Annotated in this window: 16 protein-coding genes and 1 pseudogene; 13 read left to right on the plus strand and 4 right to left on the minus strand. The window is 65.6% G+C overall.

The genetic code is table 11. From position 1 onward, the window contains the following. Together E3D03_RS18035 and E3D03_RS18040 are read right to left on the minus strand one after the other, a co-directional pair. Positions 1–117 (minus strand): annotated as a pseudogene (locus E3D03_RS18035) (electron transfer flavoprotein subunit beta/FixA family protein); the annotation flags it as partial. 66 nt (positions 118–183) lie between these two features. Then, positions 184–978, minus strand: coding sequence for an enoyl-CoA hydratase/isomerase family protein (locus tag E3D03_RS18040; RefSeq protein WP_263568090.1), 795 nt, complete (start codon positions 976–978; stop codon positions 184–186). A 127-nt stretch (positions 979–1,105) separates the two neighbouring features. Here E3D03_RS18040 and E3D03_RS18045 point away from each other — a divergent pair, with 127 nt between their 5' ends. The 4 genes from E3D03_RS18045 to E3D03_RS18060 all read left to right on the plus strand — a co-directional run bounded on the left by E3D03_RS18045 (position 1,106) and on the right by E3D03_RS18060 (position 5,410). Further along, positions 1,106–1,591, plus strand: a complete 486-nt coding sequence (locus tag E3D03_RS18045; protein WP_263568091.1) for a MaoC family dehydratase — start codon at positions 1,106–1,108, stop codon at positions 1,589–1,591. A 122-nt stretch (positions 1,592–1,713) separates the two neighbouring features. Further along, entirely contained in the window at positions 1,714–3,096 is a 1,383-nt protein-coding gene (locus tag E3D03_RS18050; RefSeq protein WP_263568092.1) for an enoyl-CoA hydratase-related protein, read from the plus strand. 77 nt (positions 3,097–3,173) lie between these two features. Next, positions 3,174–4,799: an AMP-binding protein gene (locus E3D03_RS18055; protein WP_263568093.1), complete on the plus strand. Its 1,626-nt coding sequence runs from the start codon at positions 3,174–3,176 to the stop codon at positions 4,797–4,799. 95 nt (positions 4,800–4,894) lie between these two features. Continuing rightward, positions 4,895–5,410, plus strand: a complete 516-nt coding sequence (locus E3D03_RS18060) for a PaaI family thioesterase (protein ID WP_263568094.1) — start codon at positions 4,895–4,897, stop codon at positions 5,408–5,410. 369 nt (positions 5,411–5,779) lie between these two features. Here the strand turns inward: E3D03_RS18060 and E3D03_RS18065 are convergent, their stop codons facing one another. Together E3D03_RS18065 and E3D03_RS18070 are read right to left on the minus strand one after the other, a co-directional pair. Then, on the minus strand, positions 5,780–7,150 hold the full coding sequence (locus tag E3D03_RS18065; protein ID WP_263568095.1) for a 2-hydroxyacyl-CoA dehydratase subunit D: 1,371 nt from the start codon (positions 7,148–7,150) through the stop codon (positions 5,780–5,782). Between the two features lie 26 nt (positions 7,151–7,176). Next, the gene (locus E3D03_RS18070; RefSeq protein WP_263568096.1) at positions 7,177–8,358 is read right to left on the minus strand and encodes a 2-hydroxyacyl-CoA dehydratase subunit D; all 1,182 of its coding nucleotides are present in this window, start codon (positions 8,356–8,358) and stop codon (positions 7,177–7,179) included. A gap of 638 nt (positions 8,359–8,996) precedes the next feature. Between E3D03_RS18070 and E3D03_RS18075 the strand changes: the two genes are divergently transcribed. The 9 genes from E3D03_RS18075 to E3D03_RS18115 all read left to right on the plus strand — a co-directional run. Continuing rightward, on the plus strand, positions 8,997–9,974 hold the full coding sequence (locus E3D03_RS18075; protein WP_263568097.1) for an acyl-CoA dehydratase activase: 978 nt from the start codon (positions 8,997–8,999) through the stop codon (positions 9,972–9,974). Continuing rightward, complete coding sequence (locus E3D03_RS18080; protein WP_263568098.1) at positions 9,971–10,774, plus strand: SDR family NAD(P)-dependent oxidoreductase; 804 nt, start codon at positions 9,971–9,973, stop codon at positions 10,772–10,774. Before E3D03_RS18075 ends, E3D03_RS18080 begins: the two co-directional genes overlap by 4 nt. 70 nt (positions 10,775–10,844) lie before the next feature. Next, positions 10,845–12,785 (plus strand): AMP-binding protein, encoded by a 1,941-nt coding sequence (locus tag E3D03_RS18085; RefSeq protein ID WP_263568099.1) that lies wholly within the window; start codon positions 10,845–10,847, stop codon positions 12,783–12,785. 15 nt (positions 12,786–12,800) lie between these two features. After that, complete coding sequence (locus E3D03_RS18090) at positions 12,801–13,829, plus strand: TRAP transporter substrate-binding protein (RefSeq protein ID WP_263568100.1); 1,029 nt, start codon at positions 12,801–12,803, stop codon at positions 13,827–13,829. A 178-nt stretch (positions 13,830–14,007) separates the two neighbouring features. Further along, positions 14,008–14,484: a TRAP transporter small permease gene (locus E3D03_RS18095; protein ID WP_263568101.1), complete on the plus strand. Its 477-nt coding sequence runs from the start codon at positions 14,008–14,010 to the stop codon at positions 14,482–14,484. Positions 14,485–14,487: 3 nt separating this feature from the next. Beyond that, a complete protein-coding gene (locus E3D03_RS18100; protein ID WP_263568102.1) occupies positions 14,488–15,810 on the plus strand; it encodes a TRAP transporter large permease in 1,323 nt (440 codons plus the stop codon). A gap of 10 nt (positions 15,811–15,820) precedes the next feature. Further along, positions 15,821–16,627 carry a TetR/AcrR family transcriptional regulator gene (locus E3D03_RS18105; RefSeq protein WP_263568103.1) on the plus strand — a complete coding sequence of 269 codons (807 nt, stop codon included), beginning with the start codon at positions 15,821–15,823 and terminating at the stop codon, positions 16,625–16,627. A gap of 14 nt (positions 16,628–16,641) precedes the next feature. Beyond that, positions 16,642–17,811 (plus strand): CaiB/BaiF CoA transferase family protein, encoded by a 1,170-nt coding sequence (locus E3D03_RS18110; protein ID WP_263568104.1) that lies wholly within the window; start codon positions 16,642–16,644, stop codon positions 17,809–17,811. A gap of 984 nt (positions 17,812–18,795) precedes the next feature. Further along, on the plus strand, positions 18,796–19,170 hold a 375-nt coding region (locus E3D03_RS18115; protein WP_263568105.1), incomplete at its 3' end, for a cyclic nucleotide-binding domain-containing protein.

Below are 19,170 nucleotides of genomic sequence, written 5' to 3' on the forward strand. Positions count from 1 at the left end.
GTCGAACGGGTTCATCGACATCTTCACATTCGCCAGATCGACACCGGAGCCGTCGCTCTTCACGCGCGCCTTCACGTTGTAGTCGATCACGCGCTTCACTGGCACGAGTATTTTCATGGTTGCTCCTCCTTCGTATTGCCCGGCTCGGCGGGCATTGATTCCAATCGCCGGCCGGCGGTGCGGCTAGCTGCCGGTGAAGCCCGGCTTGCGCTTCTGCACGAAAGACTCGATCCCCTCGCGCGCGTCCGCGAAGCCGGCGACCTGCGACAGTGATTGCGCCTCCAGCTCCAGTTGCTCGTCGAGGCTGCGGCCAAGCGCGCCCGAGAAGCTGCGCTTGATCATGCCATAGGCGCGCGTCGGCCCCTGGGCCAGGCGCATCGCCGTCGCCTCGGCCGCGGCGCGGACCTCGGCAAGCGGATGCAGGTGATCGACCAGCCCTGCGTCGCGGGCCTCGGTCGCGGTGATCGTTTCGTTGCACAGGATGAAGCGACGCGCCCTGGCGATGCCCATCCGTTCCGACAGCGAGACGGTGGTGCCGCTGTCGGCGCAAAAGCCGATGGCGGGGAAGGCAGCGGTGAACTTGACCGAGTCGGCGGCGTGGATCACATCGGCGAAGGCCATCATGGAAACCGCACCGCCGGCGACCCCGCCTTCGACCGCGCAGACGACGGGGGCATCCATGCGGCGCAGCCGGACCAGCGCCGTGTGGAAGTCCGAGGTCCAGTCGAGGATCAGCCGGGGCAGTTCGTGGATGCGGTCCTTGAAGCTGTTCAGATCGCCGCCGACGGAAAAGAAGCGGCCCTCGGCCGTCATCAGCACGGCGCGAACCTGCGGGGAGGTAAAGAGCATGCCCGACAGGTCGAGCAGTTCGGCACCCAGCGTCGCATCGATCGGATTGCCGCGTTCGGGCTGACAAAGCGCCACCCGCGCAAGCCCGTCCTCCATGGTCATCCTGACCGATTGCCCGCGAAACTCCATGCTCTCCTCCGACGCCTGAGCTATGTTGCATGGCCGACATTAGATCGGGTAAAATAAATATGCAACCATATCGTAAACTAGCAACTTAAATGACGCGGCGTCTTTTGGCCGCGAGAGAGCAGGTCGCATGACGCCGAAAACGAGCTTCGAGATCCCCGCCGCAGATCGCTGGTTCGAGCATTACCGCCCGGGCGACATCTATCGGTTCGGCCCTGTCGAGGTGAGCGAGCAGGAGATCATCGCCTTCGCGCGCCGCTACGATCCGCAGTCGTTCCACATCGACCCGCAAGCCGCCGCGGCAGGGCCGCATGGCGGCGTCATCGCCTCGGGCTGGATGACGGCCGCGTTGATGATGCGGCTGCTTGTCGACGGCTTCCTGCCGTCGCGTGCGGGACTGGCGGCGCCTGGCTGCGACGAATTGCGCTGGCTGCATCCGGTGCGGCCCGGCGACAGGCTGTGGCTGCGCGTGACCGTGCTTTCGGCCCGGGTTTCGCAGTCGAAGCCGGACCGGGGAATCGTCTCGTTCCGGATGGAGGGCGAGAATCAGGACGGCACAGCCGTCTACAGCACCGTCGCAACCGGCATTTTCCTGCGGAAGCCGAGCCTGGGCTGACACCGCCCGCATATTTGGCGCCGACCCAACTCAGGGGAATTGACGCATTAGGTATGCATGTGCATTATATTTATACGAACTATATTGGGACCGGCATCCATATCGGCTGGGGAGGACAGGACATGACGACGCAACCGCCGGAACTCTTGGAGTTCCGCTATGAACTGATCGAGGACGGCATCGGCCACCTGATCTTCGACATGCCCGGCCGGACCATGAACGTCTTCTCGAACCGCGCCATCCACGAATCCGAGGCCGTGGCCGACTGGCTGAAGACCAGCGGGCTGAAAGGGCTGGTGGTTTCCTCGGGCAAAAGCAGCGCCTTTTGTGCCGGGGCCGATCTGGGCGAGCTGGCGCAGGCCTATGCGATGATCATCGCCGCCCCGGAAAGCGCGCGCTGGCAGATCGGTCGCGATCATTTCGCACCCATCGGCCGATCGTTCCGCAAGCTGGAAACCGCGGGCGTGCCCGTAGCCTTTGCGATCAACGGGCTGGCGCTTGGCGGCGGTTGCGAATTCGCGCTGGCCGGGCATTACCGCGTCCTGGCCGACACGCCTTCGACCGCGCTGGGGCTGCCCGAATCGCTGGTCGGCCTGTTGCCGGGCGGCGGCGGCACGCAACGCATGCCGCGTCTTGTCGGCATCGAGGCGGCCATGCCGGTGCTGCTCGACGCGGCGCGCTTCACGCCGGCCGATGCGGTCGCCGCCGGGGTCGCGCATCGCGTGGTTCCCGCCGGGCAGGAAATCGCCGCCTGCGTGGAGTGGATCAGGGGCAACCCCCAGCCGCAGCAACCCTGGGACCGGGACGATTACGTCATTCCCTCGGCCGTTGAAGTCAGCGCCCGGCTGGCCGCGTTGCGCCATGCCCGAGAAGAGGAGACGGGGGGGCACTACCCGGCGGTCACGGCCATTCTCGATTGCGTCGAATTCGGCATGCCGCTGGCGATGGATGCCGCGGTCAGCAAGGAAATCGACATCTTCGCCGATCTCATCAAGCGGCCCGAGCCGCGCGACATGATCTCGAGCCTGTTTCTGGGCAAGCAGATCTGGCAGAAGCAGCGCAAGGCCGATGCCCTGCCCAAGGCCTATGACGCCATCGCTGCCGCCATCACCAGGGCCTGGGCCGATGTCGCCGCCCGTTTCGAGCGGCAGGCGGTCGAAAGCGCGGCCAGCTGGGCGCGTCTGACCACAGCGGTCCCGACGGACGGCCAGGCCCGCCCGGTTCCGGCCGAGGTGCTGGGAGAGCATCAAGGCATTGCCGCGACCGGGACCTGGATCGACGCGCCGCAAGGGCAGGACCAGATCATTGCGGGCGCATTGCTGGGCGCCGCGGTCGTCGCCGCGCTTGAAGACGGCGCGGAACTCGACCCCGACGCGCGCCGGGCGGCCGATTTCCACTGCATCAACGCCGTGGGCTTCCCCGCCTATCTGGGTGGTCCCTTTGCCCTTTACGATTCCATCGGCAGCGAGGGCATCCGGCGCCTGATCGCGCCGGTCGCCGGCTGAAACGGCGCGATCCCGCCGTTTCCGAAGGTCGCCTCTGATTGCGGGGGCGATCCTGTTGTTTCATGGGAGGACAATGCATGACCAAATTCGACCTCGCCGCGCATAGGCGCAAGCTGCGCGACCTCGGCCACTGGACCGACGAGCATTACGACGATTTCCTGCGCAAGGCGCTGCAGGATCATCCCGACAAGCTGGCCGTGGTGGCGGACCGGTCCTCGGGTGTCGTCCGGCTGAGCTTCCGCGAGCTTGAGGATCGCATCGCGCGCGCCGCCGGCGGGCTGCGCAAGCTGGGCGTGGGCAAGGGGGACGTGGTGGCCCTGCAAATGCCCAACTGGTGGGAGTTCGTGGTCGCCGTGCTGGCGGCGCAACGGCTGGGGGCGATCACCAACCCGCTGATGCCGATCTTCCGCGAACGCGAACTGCGCTTCATGCTGGGCTTCGCGCGCTGCAAGGTGTTCATCGTGCCCGAGGGCTTCGGGACGCTGGACCTGGTCGGCACCGCCCGCCTGCTGCGTGACGAACTGGACCATCTCGAGCATGTCGTGGTGGCGCATGGCACGGGCAGCGACAGTTTCGACGCGCTGCTGAATTCCGGCGAACGGGTGGACCTGGCGCCCGAGGGCACGCCGCCGGTCACCGATCCGGGCGAGCCCTCGATGCTGATGTATACCTCCGGCACCACCGGCTCGCCCAAGGGGGTGCAGCATACCGTCAACAGCATGGTGAACGCCGCCCGCAGCATGACCAGGCGCGGCCATCTGTCCAATGACGACGTGTTGCTGGTCGGCTCGCCCGTCGGCCACATGCTGGGTCTTGCCGCCGGGGTGCTGCTGGCGATCTTCAACCGCGCGACCATGGTCCTGCAGGAAAGCTGGAACGGCAGGCATGCGCTGGACCTGATCAATGAATACAAGGTCACCTTCAGCGGCGGCGCCACACCCTTCCTGGCCGATCTGGTGCGCGAGGTCCAGGCCGGCGCGCCCAGTCCCGAAAGCCTGCGCCTGTTCCTTTGCGCCGGCGCGCCGATCCCGCCGGTGCTGGTCCGCCAGGCCGGCGAGGTGCTGGGCACCACGGTCACCTCGGTCTGGGGGATGACGGAAAGCCTTGCCTCGACCATGACCGAGCCCGAGCGGGCCGGGCAGCTGTCCTCGATCTCGGACGGCCGGCCGGTCGCCGGGATGGAGGTCAAGGTCGTCGATGACGCCGGAAAGACGCTTGCCGCCGGCAAGCCCGGACGGCTTCTGGTGCGCGGCGCCCAGCTTCATGTCGGTTACATGGGCATTCCCCCCGAGCAGACCTTCGATGCCGAAGGCTGGATGGACACCGGCGATCTGGCCTATTGCCTGGCCGAGGACGATTGCTCCGGCTATATCCGCATCGCCGGTCGGACCAAGGACGTCATCATCCGCGGTGGCGAGAATATTCCCGTCGTCGAGATCGAGAACCTGTTGCTCGAGCATCCCGCCATCACCGGCGCCGCGCTGGTCGGCTATCCCGACGAGCGCCTGGGCGAGCGGGCCTGCGCCTTCCTGACGGCAAAGGACGGCGCCACGGTATCGCTGGACGATCTGCGCCTCTGGATGGACGAAAAGAGGGTCGCCAAGCAATACTGGCCCGAACGGATTGAGATCATCGAAGCGATGCCCCGCACGCCCAGCGGCAAGATCCAGAAATTCCTGCTGCGCGACATGCTCAATCCGTGATCCGTGCAGGAGCGATGGCAGGGGCCAGCCGCCCCGCCGGCCCCCCATCGACCATTTCCGGAACGTTCGGCCACACAGCAGATAGGGAGACACGCATGACAGCCGATTTCATGGCAGATGGAACGGATATCCCTGCGGGATGGACGCCCTTTGATCTGGACTTCGGATTTGCCCGATCCTTCGGCCAGATCAGTTTCCGCGAGACCGGGGATCAGCGTCTGGAGTTGGGTTTCCGCTGCGCAGAACGCCATCTGAACCCGCTGGGCATGTGTCACGGCGGCGCGATCGCGGCTTTCGCGGATTACGCCGCGCTTGGGGCGCAATATGCCGTCGGCCTTTCCCGGATCGTCACCCCGACGGTCACCCTGTCGGTCGATTTCCTGCAAGGGATCCTGCCGGGGCAATGGGTGGCGGCGCGGGTCGATATCATCCGCCAGACCCGCAAGATGTGCTTTACCCAGATGGTGGCGCGGGTGGGGGACGAGCCGGTGATGAGCTCGCGCGGCATCTTCAAGATTTCGTCGCGGGCCGAGCATATTGCTCATCCGTTCTATGTCCGATGCGCCGAACTCTGGCCCTCGCGGGTGCTGATCGATGCCGAGGACGGATAGGCGCGGTCAAGCCGGCGGTCGGTCTTGCAAAGGCGGACCCCTGCCGCCCGGGTGAATTCACGATATCGATGCCATGGAGCTGCCTTTACGGCTTTCTGCTATCGCGGCCTGCGCGTGCGGCTCCCGCCAGCCGCCGCACAGTTCTCCATGACAACCGCGGAGCAGTTCCGGATCAGCAAGCGTCGTGACGCTTGGGGATGCCCCTATTGCGAGGCCGGACGGCCGAACGGTCCGCCGTGCGCCTGATGTTGCTTCACGCTTGCGCCGAACGGCGCGGCCTCGGCCGATCGGTCGCGGTTGCCCAGCCGGGGGGCCGTGGGCTTCCCATCCGTCGGGCCGATAGGCCCTGGCCGGAAGCCCACGGCCGTTTTACGCGGCGCGGGTCCGCTGCACGTCGATGGTTTCCAGCATCGCCTCCAGGCGGCTTTGCAGGACCTCGTCCTTGTAGAAGCTTTCGTCCGCGACATCGCCTTCGAAGAACATGGTCTGGATCCCCCTCTCTTGCGCCATCCGGGCCAGCAGGAGCTGGCCGTTGGTGGCCGACCGGCAGGTCCGGGTCGCGTGGAACACGATGCCGTCGATGCCATATGTCTCGCAATCGCGCAGCACCTGCTCGGCCAGGTTCTTTGCGCTATGGTTGAAGGGACACAGCAGGTAGTGCTGCGCCATGCCAAGGATCGGATCGTCCTCGTCGATCAGATGCGGTTCGTGCCAGAAGCTGTTGTGCGTATAGCGCCCGCAGACGACCGCGGCGTCACGCTCGGCGAACTTGTTGGCAAGCCAGCCCACCTTGTTCCAGTTCATGATGCCGTCGAATGCAAGACGGTAGCGTTCGTTCGGCAGCGCGCTCACCCCGTCTTGCAGCCGCTGCTCGATCTCGGTCTTTACGCCCTGGAAGTAATCCACCAGCGCCTGATTGCCGGGCAGGAAGTTGATCGGCGCGATGCTGGCCACCCAGTCCCAGAATACTGCAGGGGCCGGCTTGGCCTTGCACAGCTCAAGCGCATCCAGCCGCAATTGCGCGGCGCGCTTGATGTAATGCATCGATTCGCGCAATCCCTCCCAATCGAACTTGTTGCCGGTCTGGTGTTCAAGAAACTCGATCAGGTTGTAGATCTGGCCCGCGACGTATTTCGACGCATTGTCCCATTCCTCGCCGCGCAGATATCCCGCATCGGACTTGTTGCCCCAAAGCAGGGGATAGGAGACCTTGAACAGCGGCAGCTTCCTGTCGAAGACGCGATAGGAAATCTCGTCCCATTGCTGGCCGGTGCTGCATCCCGCATAGGCGTTCACGAAAAGATCCGGCGGCGGCAGGCGGGCGGCCAGAACCTCCTTGTCGGGGATATTGGGCGAGCCGTCGATCTCGACCCGGTCCACCGCTTCCTTCTTGGTCAGCAGCGCACAGCCCAGGGTGGTGCGGGCATAGGAACAGAGTTCGTTGATATAGCCATAGGCCTCGCCGGCCTGCTGCGCGGGCCGTTCCAGATGCATCGCCGCAAGGCGCGCGCCGAAGGCTTCGCCATGGCACCACTCGACCCCAGCCGCCTGCAGGATCGGGTTGATCGCGGCGCCATTGTACCACACGACCGTGGCACCGCGTTCGCGCGCGGTGAACAGATTGTCCCAGTAGTTCTTGATCATTTCTCCGCCCGCGCGGGTGCTGACCAGGCGGTTGGCCAGCGGTGCGGTGCGGGCCGGGGGCTGTCCGGAATTTGCGTGTTCCGTGATGGCAGACATTTGTGTTCCTCCGAAGTCGTTAAGCCTCAGGCCATTTCTCTGGTCAGGGCAGGGCGGCGGATAACTTCGATCAGGGCCTCGACCCGGGTTTTCAGCATTTCAAGCGCCAGCCCTTCGTGTTCCGTCTCGATCAGCAGATGGGGGATGCCCCGCCTGACGAATTCCTTGCGCAGTTCCGGATAATAAAGCATGTGGGGTTCGCAGAACTTGGCCACCAGGACGATGACACCCTGCGCGCCGCTCTTTTCCAGCGCGTTCGCCAGATAGCTTTCCCAGTCCACCGTCATCTGGGCGCGAGTCGAGCAGGGGACGTTGGTGTTGCGGTTGAAATACCAACCAGCCAGCGCCGCGACCGGATCCGAACCCTCGGGGACATCGGTCGAGATGTAACGATAGCCGGTATAGATATCGTCATCGACCACGGTCGCACCGCAGCTTTCGATCATGTCGAGCAATTCGGGCTTGGGCGCGTGACAGAAATGTCCCGAGAGATGCAGCCGAACCAAGGAAGAAGGCGCCGCCGGCTGCGCCTCGAGCAGCGCCAAGAGACGATCCATCCGGGCGCTGTGTTCATCGACATCCATGACCATGGCCGATTTCACCAGCACCTGCATCTGCCGGCTGGTCAGCCTGATGAGGCCCGAACGGCGCATTTCATAGACCCGGCGCAACAGGCCGCGATTGCGATTGTAAGCCTCGATGCTGCGGCGGATCGCCTGGTCCTCGATCGGAGCGCCACAAAGTTCTTCCAGCCTTTCGCGCAGTTCGGCGATCCGGCCAAGGATCTGCGGTCGAGTCGTGGTCTCGTCCATCGAGGCGGTGAACTGGGCAAGAAAGACCGGCATATCCGGCAGCTCGAAGCGAATCGCATCCACCGCGCCCAGCAGCGCGACGCAATGGTCGACCAGGAAAATCCCGTCATAGGGCGCGAGCCTTCCGGTCGCGGCCTGATCGACGAGGCTGCGCGTGTAGCCGCAATAGAATTCGTGCAACAGCCGGCGGCCATAGGTGATGGGCGCGTCGTCCTCTTGCACTGTCACAGGCAGCGCGCCGGCCGCATGCACGATCTCGGCAGGGAAGTTCATCGGCAGGATGCCGATGACCTTGCGCCCGGTGCGGGCCTTCCAGTCGGTGGCATAGGCGCCTGGGCATGCGGCGACCTCGGCCAGCTCTCCGAGGATTTCGTCAATTTTGGCTGCCTGGTCCATTCAGCTCCTCCAGCTTCTGGTGAGTCCCACTCCGCAACTCGATGCAGCTCCTGTCACCGCCGAGAATGCCTGAAAATGGGAAGGTAGCGTATCTTTTCCAGGTGAACATTCATTGCGAATCGCATTCTGTCAACCGTTTATTCTTTGCCGCGATTTAGCAGGTAACAAAAAGCTAAGTGAATTCAATAATATAATTGCAGACCGATCACCGACGCCGTCTGGGCCGCCCGTTATGGTGTTCCATCCGCGAGTTCTCTGCCGCCTGGTCGGTTGGTCGAACATGCGCCGATCAGGCGGCCGCGCGCGCCGGCGGAGCCTTTGCCGCGGATCGACGGTGAAATGAAAGCAAACAGTTTTCTAGCGCACTAATTTAATATAATGAAAACCGCGATTTACACTGAAGAACCGGAGCGAAAAGAAAATAATCGTTGACCGAATGAGCAGTGCTCATCAGTATGGCTGATGAAGTGAGCTGTGCTCATGGTTGCAACCAGATGCCGCCACGATCAGGGGCAGCAGGGAGGTAGCGTGATGTTCTGGGAAACTCTGCTGGAAGTCGATATCGCCGAACTGCAGGGCACGCGGCCTGAAGCGGTCCCCGAGGTCGGCGCGCGCCGGGCGGCGAGGGCATCATGGGCATGAACCGGCATGTGATGGGGGTCGATCTTGGCTCGACCACGGCCAAGGCGGTCATCCTGGACGAGCATGGCCGGATCGTCGCCCGCGAGGTGGTCCAGATGGGCGCCGTCAGCGGCGACGCGATGATGGATGCGAAGCGGCGGGCATTGGCCGATGCCGGGCTGACCGAAGCGCAGATCGCCAATACCGTGGCGACCGGCTATGGCCGGCGGATGATCGACGGCGCCTCGAAATCCTATACCGAAATCACCTGCCATGCCCGTGGTGCGGCCCATATGGTGCCGGGCGTGCGCCTGGTGATCGACATCGGCGGCCAGGACAGCAAGGTGATCGCGGTCACCTCCGACGGGCTGGTGGAAACCTTTGCCATGAACGACCGCTGCGCCGGCGGCACCGGCAAGTTCCTCGAGACGCTGGCGCGTTCCCTGGAAGTGCCGCTGGAGGACATGGGCGCCATGGCCTTGCAGGCGCAGGCCGAACTGGCGATTTCCAGCATCTGCGCGACCTTCGCGGAAACCGAGGTGATCTCTCTGCTGGCGGAAGGATCCTCGAAGCCCGACGTGGCGGCCGCGGTCCACGGCTCGGTTGCGCGCCGCACGCTCGGCCTGGTGTCGCGGGTTGGTCTGCGCAAGCCGATAGCGATGACGGGGGGCGTCGCACGCAACGCCGCGGCGGTGCGTGCCATCGCCAAGGAGCTGGGAACGGAGATCACGGTTCCGCCCGACCCGCAGATCGCCGGTGCGCTTGGCGCCGCGCTTTTCGCACTGGATGCGTTGCGGGTTGCCGATCAGGAAAGCGAGCAGGCCGAGGAAGATCGGCTTTCGGCCGTCGCCATCCCGGGCTCGGACGCACCGAAATGCCGCCCCGGCAGCGCGGGCGATGACCCGGCCGCAACCATCGCACCGCGGGCAACCGGCCCCTTGGCCCGGTTCATCGGTCAGTTGAGCCCGTCGCGACGGGAAGAGAGGAAAAAATGACAGGAACCGAAGCTGGCCAACACCCGGGGTTCGCCTTGCGCAACAGCAACGCCGTCATCGGCGGCGGCACCTCTGGCGTCGGGCTTGAAACCGCCCGGTTGCTGCTGCGCGAAGGCGCGGCGGCGGTCGTGCTGATCGGCCGCAACCCGGACAAGGGCGCGGCGGCAGCGGCGGAACTGAACGCCGAAGGGCATGCGGGGGTGGCCAGCTTCCGGTCCGTCGATCTGTGCGCCACGGCGGCCGTCGCCCCGGCGATCGCCGCCATCGAGGCCGAGGTCGGCCCGATCGACATCGCTATCAGCGCCGCCAATTCCAACGGTATGCCCAAGCTGTTTCATTTGCTCGACCCCGCCACCATCGTCGCCCAGCTGAACGAACAGGCCCTGCCCGCGTTGCTGCTGTCCGGCGCGGTGTTGCCGGGGATGCGTCAGCGTCGGCGCGGGGCCATCATCCTGGTCGCGTCGGATGCGGCCCGAGTGACGACCCCGGGCGAGTCGGTGATCGGCGCCGGCATGGCCGCCATCACCCGCTTCGCGACCACGCTGGCGATGGAGGCCAAGCGCGACGGCATCCGGGTGAATGCGGTGACGCCCTCGCTGATCGCGGACACGCAATCCTATGATCGGATCATGGAAGACCCGTTCGCAGCCAAGCTGTTTCAGCGGGCCGAGAAGGCCGCTTCCCTGGGACTGACCCGCCCGGAAGACATCGCACCCACGCTGGTGTTCCTGGCCAGTCCCGCAGCCGCGCGGCTGACCGGGCAGGTGATTTCGGTGAACGGAGGCATCTCGGCCGCCTGAGACCGGGCGCCCGCTCTCGCACTGTCGGGGGAGGATGAAACAAGTTCCAGTGCTTTTGGGAGGAGGCAAGATGGAAACCTTGACGCGCAGCGCGGCGGATGCCGCGGTTTCGCCCTGGCTGCCGGGGCATGCGCCCACGCCCGGCCGGGTGGCGCGCGCCCGCTGCCTGACCGAGGCGGACCGCAGGGAAATCGCCCGCTGGCCGCTCGAGTCCCTGCTGCCCGCGACGACCATCCTGGGCTGCCTGCGGGCCGCGGCGGACATGCTGCCCGACAAGACCGCGATCATTCAGCTGCACCGGGGCATTCCCGGCGGCCCGCGCAGCGGCCTGTCCTATGGCGATCTGCTCGACCGCGTCGAGCGCGCGGGCCGGGTGTTTCAGGCCCATGCCGGGCCGGGCCGCCGGCCGGTCGTGGGCGTGGTGTTGCCGATGGTGGCCGAAGGGCTGATCGCCTCTTGGGCGGCGATGGCGGTCGGCACGCTGCTGCCGGTCAATCCCTATCTCGAAGTCGAGGCGCTGGCGGCGATCCTGCGCGCCGGGGGGGTGACCACCCTGGTCACCACGACCCCCGCCGCCGGGGGCGATGGGGTCTGGCGCGACCTGGACCGGCTGCGGGCGATGCTGCCCGATCTCCAGCACATCCTGCTGGTCGGCGAGGCGGATCCCGCTTGCGGTTTTGATGCCGCGCTGGCCGCTGTTGGAACCGACATTCCGCTGGCGGGCCTGACGGCCCCCGAGGACGTCGTGGTGACGATGCCGACAGGCGGAACGACCGGATTGCCCAAGCTGGTGCGCATGTCGCAGCAGGGGCTGCTGACCGTTTCCTGGAACACGGGCGTTCTGATGGGCCCCGAGCCCGACTTCGTCGTTGCCCACGGCATGCCGAATTTCCATTGCGGCGGGTTGATCCCGCTGGCCACCCGCAGCCTGCTGTTCGGCCAGACGCTGCTGACGCTGACCCCGCTGGGGTTTCGGGACCGCGAGGTGGTGGCCAATTTCTGGCCGCTGATGCAGGAATTCGGCGTCAATTCGGTCCTCTCGACGCCGACGACGGCCGCCGCCATCCTGCAGGCCAGCCCCGACGGCGAGGTGCCGCACCGGATCACCGATTACCACTGCGGCGGATCGACCATCCCGGTCGATCTGATGGAGCGGTTCCACCGGCGCTTCGGGGTCTGGCTGCGCGAGAACTGGGGCCTGACCGAGATGCATGGCACCATCACCGGTCATCTCGATCCGTCCAGGCGCCCGCAGGTGGGATCGGTCGGCCGGGCTCTGCCCGGATATACCCTGAGGGTGGTCGAGCTGGACGACCACAGCCGGATCGTCCGCGATCTTCCCGCGGACGCCTGCGGGGTCGTGATCGCGCAGGGGCCGACCCTCATGCTGGGCTACAACACGCCGGACCGCGACCCCGAGTTCTTCGTCACAGACCCGCGCGACGGCACGGTCTGGGGGAATTCGGGCGACATCGGGCGGCTGGATGCGGACGGCTATCTGTGGCTCTCGGGCCGCGCCAAGGATCTGATCATCCGCGGCGGCCACAATATCGACCCGCGCCTGATCGAGGATGTTCTGGACGCCCATCCGGCGGTGCGTCTGTGCGCTGCCGTGGCCGAACCCGATGCGGAAAAGGGCGAGATGCCCGTGGCCTATGTCGAGTTGATGGACGGGGCGGAGATCAGCGGCGCGGCATTGCGCGCCTGGTGCGCCGAGAGGATCGCCGAACGAGCCGCCCTGCCGCGCGAGATCCGCATCCTGGAGGCGCTGCCCCTGACCCCGGTCGGCAAGATATCCAAGGTCGCGCTGCGCCTGGATGCCAAACGCTGCGCCCTGGAGACCGCGCTGCGCGACCGTTTCGGCGCCGCCGCCCCCGCCTTCGAATTGAGCGCCGGCCCCCGAGGCGACCAGGCGGAATTCGCCGGCCCGGTCCCCGGAAACGTCGGCCCGGAGATCGCCGGGATCGCCGCTCGCTTGCAATGCCAGACCAATATCGACCCTGCATCCTGACCTTGAGGACCAAAGATGAAAGCCCTATTGCCACTCGTCACATCGGCCCTGATTGCGATCTCGGGCCCCTCCATGGCGCAGGAAGTCATGTTGCGCGTGCACCATTTCCTGCCGCCGACCGCCTTTCCGGCGACGGATATGGTCGGGCACTGGTGCGAAACCATCAAGACGCGGTCCGAAGGAAGGATCGCCTGTCAGATCTACCCGGCGATGCAGCTGGGCGGCACGCCGGCACAGCTGATCGACCAGGCCCGCGATGGCATCGCCGATGCGGTTTTCACCGTTCCGTCCTACCAGCCCGGGGGATATCTGCGCAGCGAGGTCTTCGAATTGCCGTTCATTGCGGGAACCGAACCGGTGACGGCGATGGCGATGTATGAATATGTCACCAAGCATGTGCCTGACGAGTACAAGGGCGTCCGCCCGCTCTGGGTCGCGGTGGGCGATCCCTCGGTCCTGCATTTCAAGGCAGAGCCGCTGAAGACGGTCGCCGAAATGCAGGGCGCCAAGATCCGCTCGCCCGGCCGCTATGGCGCGATCGCGCTTGAACAGGTCGGCGCCATCCCGGTGCAGCTGCCCGCCAATGCAATTACCGAATCGCTTTCCCGCGGCGTGATCGACGGCGTCATGATCCCCTGGAGCGCGGTTCGCATGTTGAACATGGATGAGGAAGTAAACGCCCACAGCGTCTTTCCGCCGGGCCGCCGCCCCTTCACCAGCTCGATCGCGATGTTTCTGATCAGCGAGAGCACCTATAATCGTCTGCCTGCGGATTTGCAGGCCGTCATCGATGAGGCCTCCGGGCTCGAGGCTTCCCGCCACATGAGCGAAATCTACCGCCAGAAGGGGATCGAAGATCAGGAGGCTGCCAAGGCCCGCGGCGCCAAAGTCCATGTCATCGACGAGGACCAGTATGCCGAATGGGTGAAGCGGATGGATGTTGTCCGGGAACGCTGGATCGAGGAAGTCGACCGCAGCGGCGCGGACGGGGCGGCGCTCTATGACACCGCCACCGCCCTGATCAAGAAATTCGAGAACCAGTGAAGCCTTGATCTGGCCCGCGGGCATCTGTGGCTTGGCCGCGGGGTTCGACCACCATCTCTTCAGAGGGTAAATGATGGACATTCCAGGAAGGGTCGACCAGCCGGTCGACGGTATGCCGCTGCGAGGCATGCGCTCGTCGTGGCATCGTGCCGCGACGGTGCTGCGGAAGGCCGCGATGATGTCTGCGACGATCGGCGGCATGGCTCTCTGCGGGCTTGCAATCATGCTGGTGGTCTCGATCCTGGCGCGCAAGACCATGGGCTGGCAGGTGCGCGGCGACGTCGAGATTGTCCAGATGGGCGGTGCGGTGGCCTCGTCACTGTTGTTTGCCTGGTGTCAGGTCCGCCATGGCAATGTCGCGGTCGACTTTGCCACCAAGGCGCTGCCTTCGGGTGTACAGCAGATCCTGGACCGCACCGGCTATTTCATCCTTGGCTGCCTTGGGCTGCTCCTGGCGGTGCGCACGATGGCGCTGGGGCTGGGCAGCCTGGAAAACCACGCGGTATCGACCTTGCTCGCCTGGATCGAGGGATATTGGCAGCTGGCGATGGTGCCCGGGCTGGCGCTGTTCGGCGTGATCGGCCTGTTTCAGTCCTTCGCGCCCCGACAGGTGGTCGATGACATGGCCCAAGCCTTTTCATACGGGGGAAATTGACGCATGGATCCGATCACCCTTGGGCTTCTGCTTCTTGGCATCACCGTCCTGCTGATCCTGTTGCGCATGCCGGTGGGCGCCGCGATGTTCCTGTGTGGCGCGGCGGGCTTTCTGTATGTGACGGGCTCGGTCGATATCCTGCTGGCTTGGGTCAAGAACGTCACCTATGCCCGGCTGTCCAATTTTGACCTGATCGTCATTCCGATGTTCGTTCTGATGGGACAGTTTGCCACCCATGGCGGCTTGTCGCGCGCGCTGTTCCGGTTCGTGAATGCCGTGCTCGGCAGGTTTCGCGGCGGGGTTGCCGTGGCGACCATCGGCGCCTGCGCAGGCTTTGCTTCTGTGTGCGGCAGCTCGCTTGCCACGGCGGCTACCATGGGGCAGGTCGCGCTGCCCGAGATGCGCAAGCGGGGATATTCGCCTCGGCTGGCAACGGGAACGGTCGCGGCGGGCGGCACGCTGGGCATCCTGATTCCGCCTTCGGTGCCGCTGGTGATCTACGCCATCCTTACCGGGGAATCGATCGGCAAGCTGTTCATCGCCGCCATCGTGCCCGCCCTCATCGCCGTCTTGGGCTATATGCTGGTGGTGATGTTGATCGTCGCCCGCAACCCCGACGCGGGCCCCGCCAGTATTCCCGCATCGCTGGGCGAGATCCTGCGCTCTTTTGTCGGCGTGCTGCCGGTAAGCCTGGTATTTCTTTTTGTCATCCTCAGCATCTATCTGGGCTGGGCCAGCCCGACCGAGGCTTCGGCCGTCGGGGTGGTCGGTTGTGGCGTGGTTGCCGCATTGTCGGGAGACCTGCGGCCGGCCGCCTTTCTGCAATGCCTGCTGGGGACCGCCGAGGCGACGGTGATGATCTTCATCATCCTGTTGGGGGCCGATATGCTGAATGCGGCGCTGGCACTGACCAACATGACCCATCAGATCGCCGATATCATCGTCAACAGCGGCGTCGCTCCGATCATGGTCGTGCTTGGCATGATGATCATTTACATCGTGCTGGGCTGCGTCATGGAATCCATGGCGATCATCATGCTGACCATTCCGTTGTTCTTTCCGATCGTCATGCACCTCGATCTTTTCGGACTGGCGCCGCAGGAAAAATCGCTGTGGTTCGGCATTCTTGCGATGACCGTGGTGGAAATCGGGCTGATTACCCCTCCCGTCGGCATGAATGTCTTCGTCGTCAACAAGATGGCGCGGGATGTCAGCATGATGGAAACCTTTCGCGGCGTCTTTCCCTTCCTGATGTCCGATCTTCTGCGGATTGCGTTGCTACTGGTGGCACCGGCGCTTTCGCTGATACTGGTCCGGACAATGTAAGCAGCAGAATGTGATTTTCGCCTTGCCCCGAGCCCAGAAAACCATTGCCAGCCTGTCCGCGACGTCGACCGGATCGATGACGGACTTGCCCCCGCGCGGGTCGCGCATGCCGCAGAAGCAGCGCTTGTCGATGATCCTGTCCGTCGCGCGGCGGATGCTGGCCGAACGTGACTACAATTCCGTATCCATCGCCGAGATTGCGGCGGAATGCGGCATCGTCGAAGGAACGATCTACCGCTTCTTCAAGACCAAGCGCGACCTGATGCTGCGCGTGGCCGAGGATTGGATGGAGCAGGAATACCGGATAGGTGCGGGATATGCCAATCTTACGGGAACGCGCGAACGCATCTACTATCTGATCCATGCGGCCTTGCGCACGACCTATGATTTCCCCGGCCTTTCCCGCTTCGTGCTGACCGAGGTGCGGCCGGATCCGAACTATCGCAAGATGCCGATTTACGAGCTGGCCCGCACCTATTCCGCCGCAATCCGCGAGGTTTGTCAGCAGGCCATCGCCTCGGGCGAGTTCCACGACACGATCTCGACCCGGCTGATCCGTTCGGCGGTATTCGGGGCTATGGAGCACGAAACCTGGGGCCATCTGCGTGGCGAGGGACACTTCTCGGTGCCCGATGTCGCGCGTGAACTGACTGAGTTGATCTACGAGGGCATGCGCAACCGCGAGGTGCTGCCTGAACGGTCCCTGCCTTTGCCCGAGCGGCTGGAGCGCATCGAGGCGCGGTTGGCGCGGCTGGAAGCCGAAGCCTTGTCCGCCGATCGCGGCGGCGGATCGCGGGCCGCACCCCGAACATCATGATAAGAGGAAAAGACATGGGCCCCTTGCGAGGTTTGAAGGTTCTGGAAATGGCGGGTCTCGGCCCGGCCCCGTTCTGCGGCATGCTGCTGGCCGATCTTGGGGCCGAGGTGCTCAGCGTCCAGCGGCTGGCCAGTGCCGATCTGGGTTTTGACATCCCGACCCGCTACGACCTGCTGAACCGCAACAAGGAGGCGGTGGCCGTCGATCTGAAGTCCCCCGAGGGGATAGAGCTCATGCTCGACCTGGTGCGCGGCAGCGATCTGCTGATCGAAGGGTTCCGCCCCGGGGTGATGGAGCGTCTTGGCCTTGGGCCGGAGGCCTGCATGGCAGCCAATCCCGGCCTGATCTATGGCCGCATGACGGGCTGGGGCCAGTCCGGCCCGCTGAGCGCCCGCGCCGGTCACGACATCAATTACATCGCGATGAGCGGCGCGCTGGCGGCGATCGGTTCCGAGCCCGGGGGCCCGCCGGCGGTTCCGCTCAATTACATCGGCGATTTCGGCGGCGGGTCTCTCTATCTCGCCATCGGGCTGTTGGCGGCGCTGCACGAGCGCCGGCAATCCGGGCTTGGCCAAGTCATCGATGCCGCCATGGTGGACGGCGTGGGCTCGATGATGGCGATGCATTACGGCTATTGGCAAGCCGGGCAATGGGAATTGCAGCGCGGCAGCAATACGGTGGATGGCGGTTCCCCGTGGTATACGACCTATCGCACGCGAGACGGCGGTTACGTCGCCGTGGGCGCGGTCGAAAAGCGGTTCTATGCCGAGCTGCTGTCGGTTCTGGGGCTTGCTGACGCCGATCTGCCCGACCAGCACGACCGCGCAGGCTGGCCCCGGCTGCGCGCTGCTTTCGCGGAGGTTTTCGCCACCCGGAGCCGCGACGAATGGGAAGCGGCCTTCGCCGGAACCGATGCCTGCGTCAGCCCGGTTCTCGACATGGCCGAGGCGGCGGCCCATGAGCTGGCGCGGACCCGCGGCGCGTTCCTGTGCAACGATGACGTGATCGAGCCAGCCCCTGCGCCGCGTTTCAGCCGTTCAGCCCCGGCCGGGATCCGCCCACCTCCTGTCGCTGCGCGGACTGGCGGTCCTGCGCTTCGGCAGCGCGGGATCGATGCTGACCGCATCGCCGATCTGATCGGCCGCAAGATTGTCGCGGGGGAACGAGCCGCTGCGATGTCCTAGCTGTTTGATCCCACGGTTCGATGGTGCGATCCTTTCTATCGAAAGGAAGAAAGCCCTGTGGGACGGGTTCGTCACGGCAGCACCACGACCACGCACGCCATCCGAGCCGCAATGATGAAGGCCCGCCCGCCCTCGGTCCGAGGGCGGCCCGCATGATCTGGAGCTTCTCAACGCTGCGGAAACGGCGGCCCTATCCTTTCAGGTCACGGCCGAAGACAGGCTGCAGGCTGCTCCCTGCCTTGGCGAGCCAGGAGACGAATTGGTCTGTCCACCTGCCGGCTTGTGCCAAAGCTGGCAGCGCGGTTCGACTTGGCCTGGGACGGCATCCGCCCTGCTCAGGTGATCGCCCAACGGTCAGAAGGCGCGCGATCCGCCGTGCTGGTGGCGGTTTTCCAACGCACAAGGCGCTGTCGGCTCGGTGCCGACCGCCCACGGCCATAAGCGCCGTTGCTGTCGCGGGTAGCCACGACCGCGCGGCTTGGGAATGGGCGGGCTCGGCGACGCCCCGCGACATCCCGGGCAACCCGCAGAGCGCCAAGGACCGGCTCCGCCGCCGCGGACGCGCCATGACATCGAGGAGCGCGTCGGCCCAACTGAACAGGCTGTTCGACAAGGTCCATGTCGCCAATGCCGCGAACACCGCGCTTCCGGCGGGGAGCCGCTTGTCCAGACTGCAACCATGCATCCGAGCCTTCCCGGCCCGTCGCCCGATTTGGCCGGCGCTGGCGCTGGCCCTGCCGACCACGGCGCAAGAGCCCATGCCCGGGCGCGACCTGATCGCCGCCCGTTCGGCGCGTCCGAGGCCGGCATCGGCAGCGGCACCGAATGCGCGCGCCGGGCGGTGCTCGCGCGCATTCCAACGCCCGTCGGACGCGGGCGCCGGGTGTGGCCGTCAGAGCCCAGGCGCACGCCTCGCACCGGCCCGGCCTTGTCTGCGCGCGGGCTTGCCCCTACTCTGGCGGTCCGCGACCGGAAAGCCATGCCATGAGCCATAAACTGACTGCCCTGCACCGCCGGATCGCCGGCGAGTCGCGGCTGTTCGCCGGCCTGCCGCCGACCATGATCGAGGGGCTGCTGGACGTGGCCCAGGTCCGGCGGCTGGCGCGCGGGCAGGCGCTGTTCCACCAGGGCGACCCGGCGCAGGCCATCCACATCATGGCCGAGGGCTGGCTGAAGCTCTATCGCATCGCGCCGAACGGCGCCGAGGCGGTGGTCGGCGTCATGACCCGCGGCCAGAGCTTCGGCGAGCCCATCGCGTTGCGCCGCGCCGCCTATCCGGTCTCGGCCGAGGCCTCGACCGCCTGCGAGGTGGTGGCGGTGCCGGCACAGGCCTTCCTGAACCTGCTGCAGGCCCATCCC

The organism is Paracoccus sp. DMF (genome assembly GCF_004407025.1).
Classification (GTDB): domain Bacteria; phylum Pseudomonadota; class Alphaproteobacteria; order Rhodobacterales; family Rhodobacteraceae; genus Paracoccus; species Paracoccus aminovorans_B.

Excerpts from the sequence above, each read along its gene's own strand:
- E3D03_RS18040 (WP_263568090.1), bottom strand. The coding sequence starts at position 978 with ATGGAGTTTCGCGGGCAATCGGTCAGGATGACCATGGAGGACGGGCTT.
- E3D03_RS18045 (WP_263568091.1), top strand. The coding sequence starts at position 1,106 with ATGACGCCGAAAACGAGCTTCGAGATCCCCGCCGCAGATCGCTGGTTC.
- E3D03_RS18050 (WP_263568092.1), top strand. The coding sequence starts at position 1,714 with ATGACGACGCAACCGCCGGAACTCTTGGAGTTCCGCTATGAACTGATC.
- E3D03_RS18055 (WP_263568093.1), top strand. The coding sequence starts at position 3,174 with ATGACCAAATTCGACCTCGCCGCGCATAGGCGCAAGCTGCGCGACCTC.
- E3D03_RS18060 (WP_263568094.1), top strand. The coding sequence starts at position 4,895 with ATGACAGCCGATTTCATGGCAGATGGAACGGATATCCCTGCGGGATGG.
- E3D03_RS18065 (WP_263568095.1), bottom strand. The coding sequence starts at position 7,150 with ATGTCTGCCATCACGGAACACGCAAATTCCGGACAGCCCCCGGCCCGC.
- E3D03_RS18070 (WP_263568096.1), bottom strand. The coding sequence starts at position 8,358 with ATGGACCAGGCAGCCAAAATTGACGAAATCCTCGGAGAGCTGGCCGAG.
- E3D03_RS18075 (WP_263568097.1), top strand. The coding sequence starts at position 8,997 with ATGAACCGGCATGTGATGGGGGTCGATCTTGGCTCGACCACGGCCAAG.
- E3D03_RS18080 (WP_263568098.1), top strand. The coding sequence starts at position 9,971 with ATGACAGGAACCGAAGCTGGCCAACACCCGGGGTTCGCCTTGCGCAAC.
- E3D03_RS18085 (WP_263568099.1), top strand. The coding sequence starts at position 10,845 with ATGGAAACCTTGACGCGCAGCGCGGCGGATGCCGCGGTTTCGCCCTGG.
- E3D03_RS18090 (WP_263568100.1), top strand. The coding sequence starts at position 12,801 with ATGAAAGCCCTATTGCCACTCGTCACATCGGCCCTGATTGCGATCTCG.
- E3D03_RS18095 (WP_263568101.1), top strand. The coding sequence starts at position 14,008 with ATGTCTGCGACGATCGGCGGCATGGCTCTCTGCGGGCTTGCAATCATG.
- E3D03_RS18100 (WP_263568102.1), top strand. The coding sequence starts at position 14,488 with ATGGATCCGATCACCCTTGGGCTTCTGCTTCTTGGCATCACCGTCCTG.
- E3D03_RS18110 (WP_263568104.1), top strand. The coding sequence starts at position 16,642 with ATGGGCCCCTTGCGAGGTTTGAAGGTTCTGGAAATGGCGGGTCTCGGC.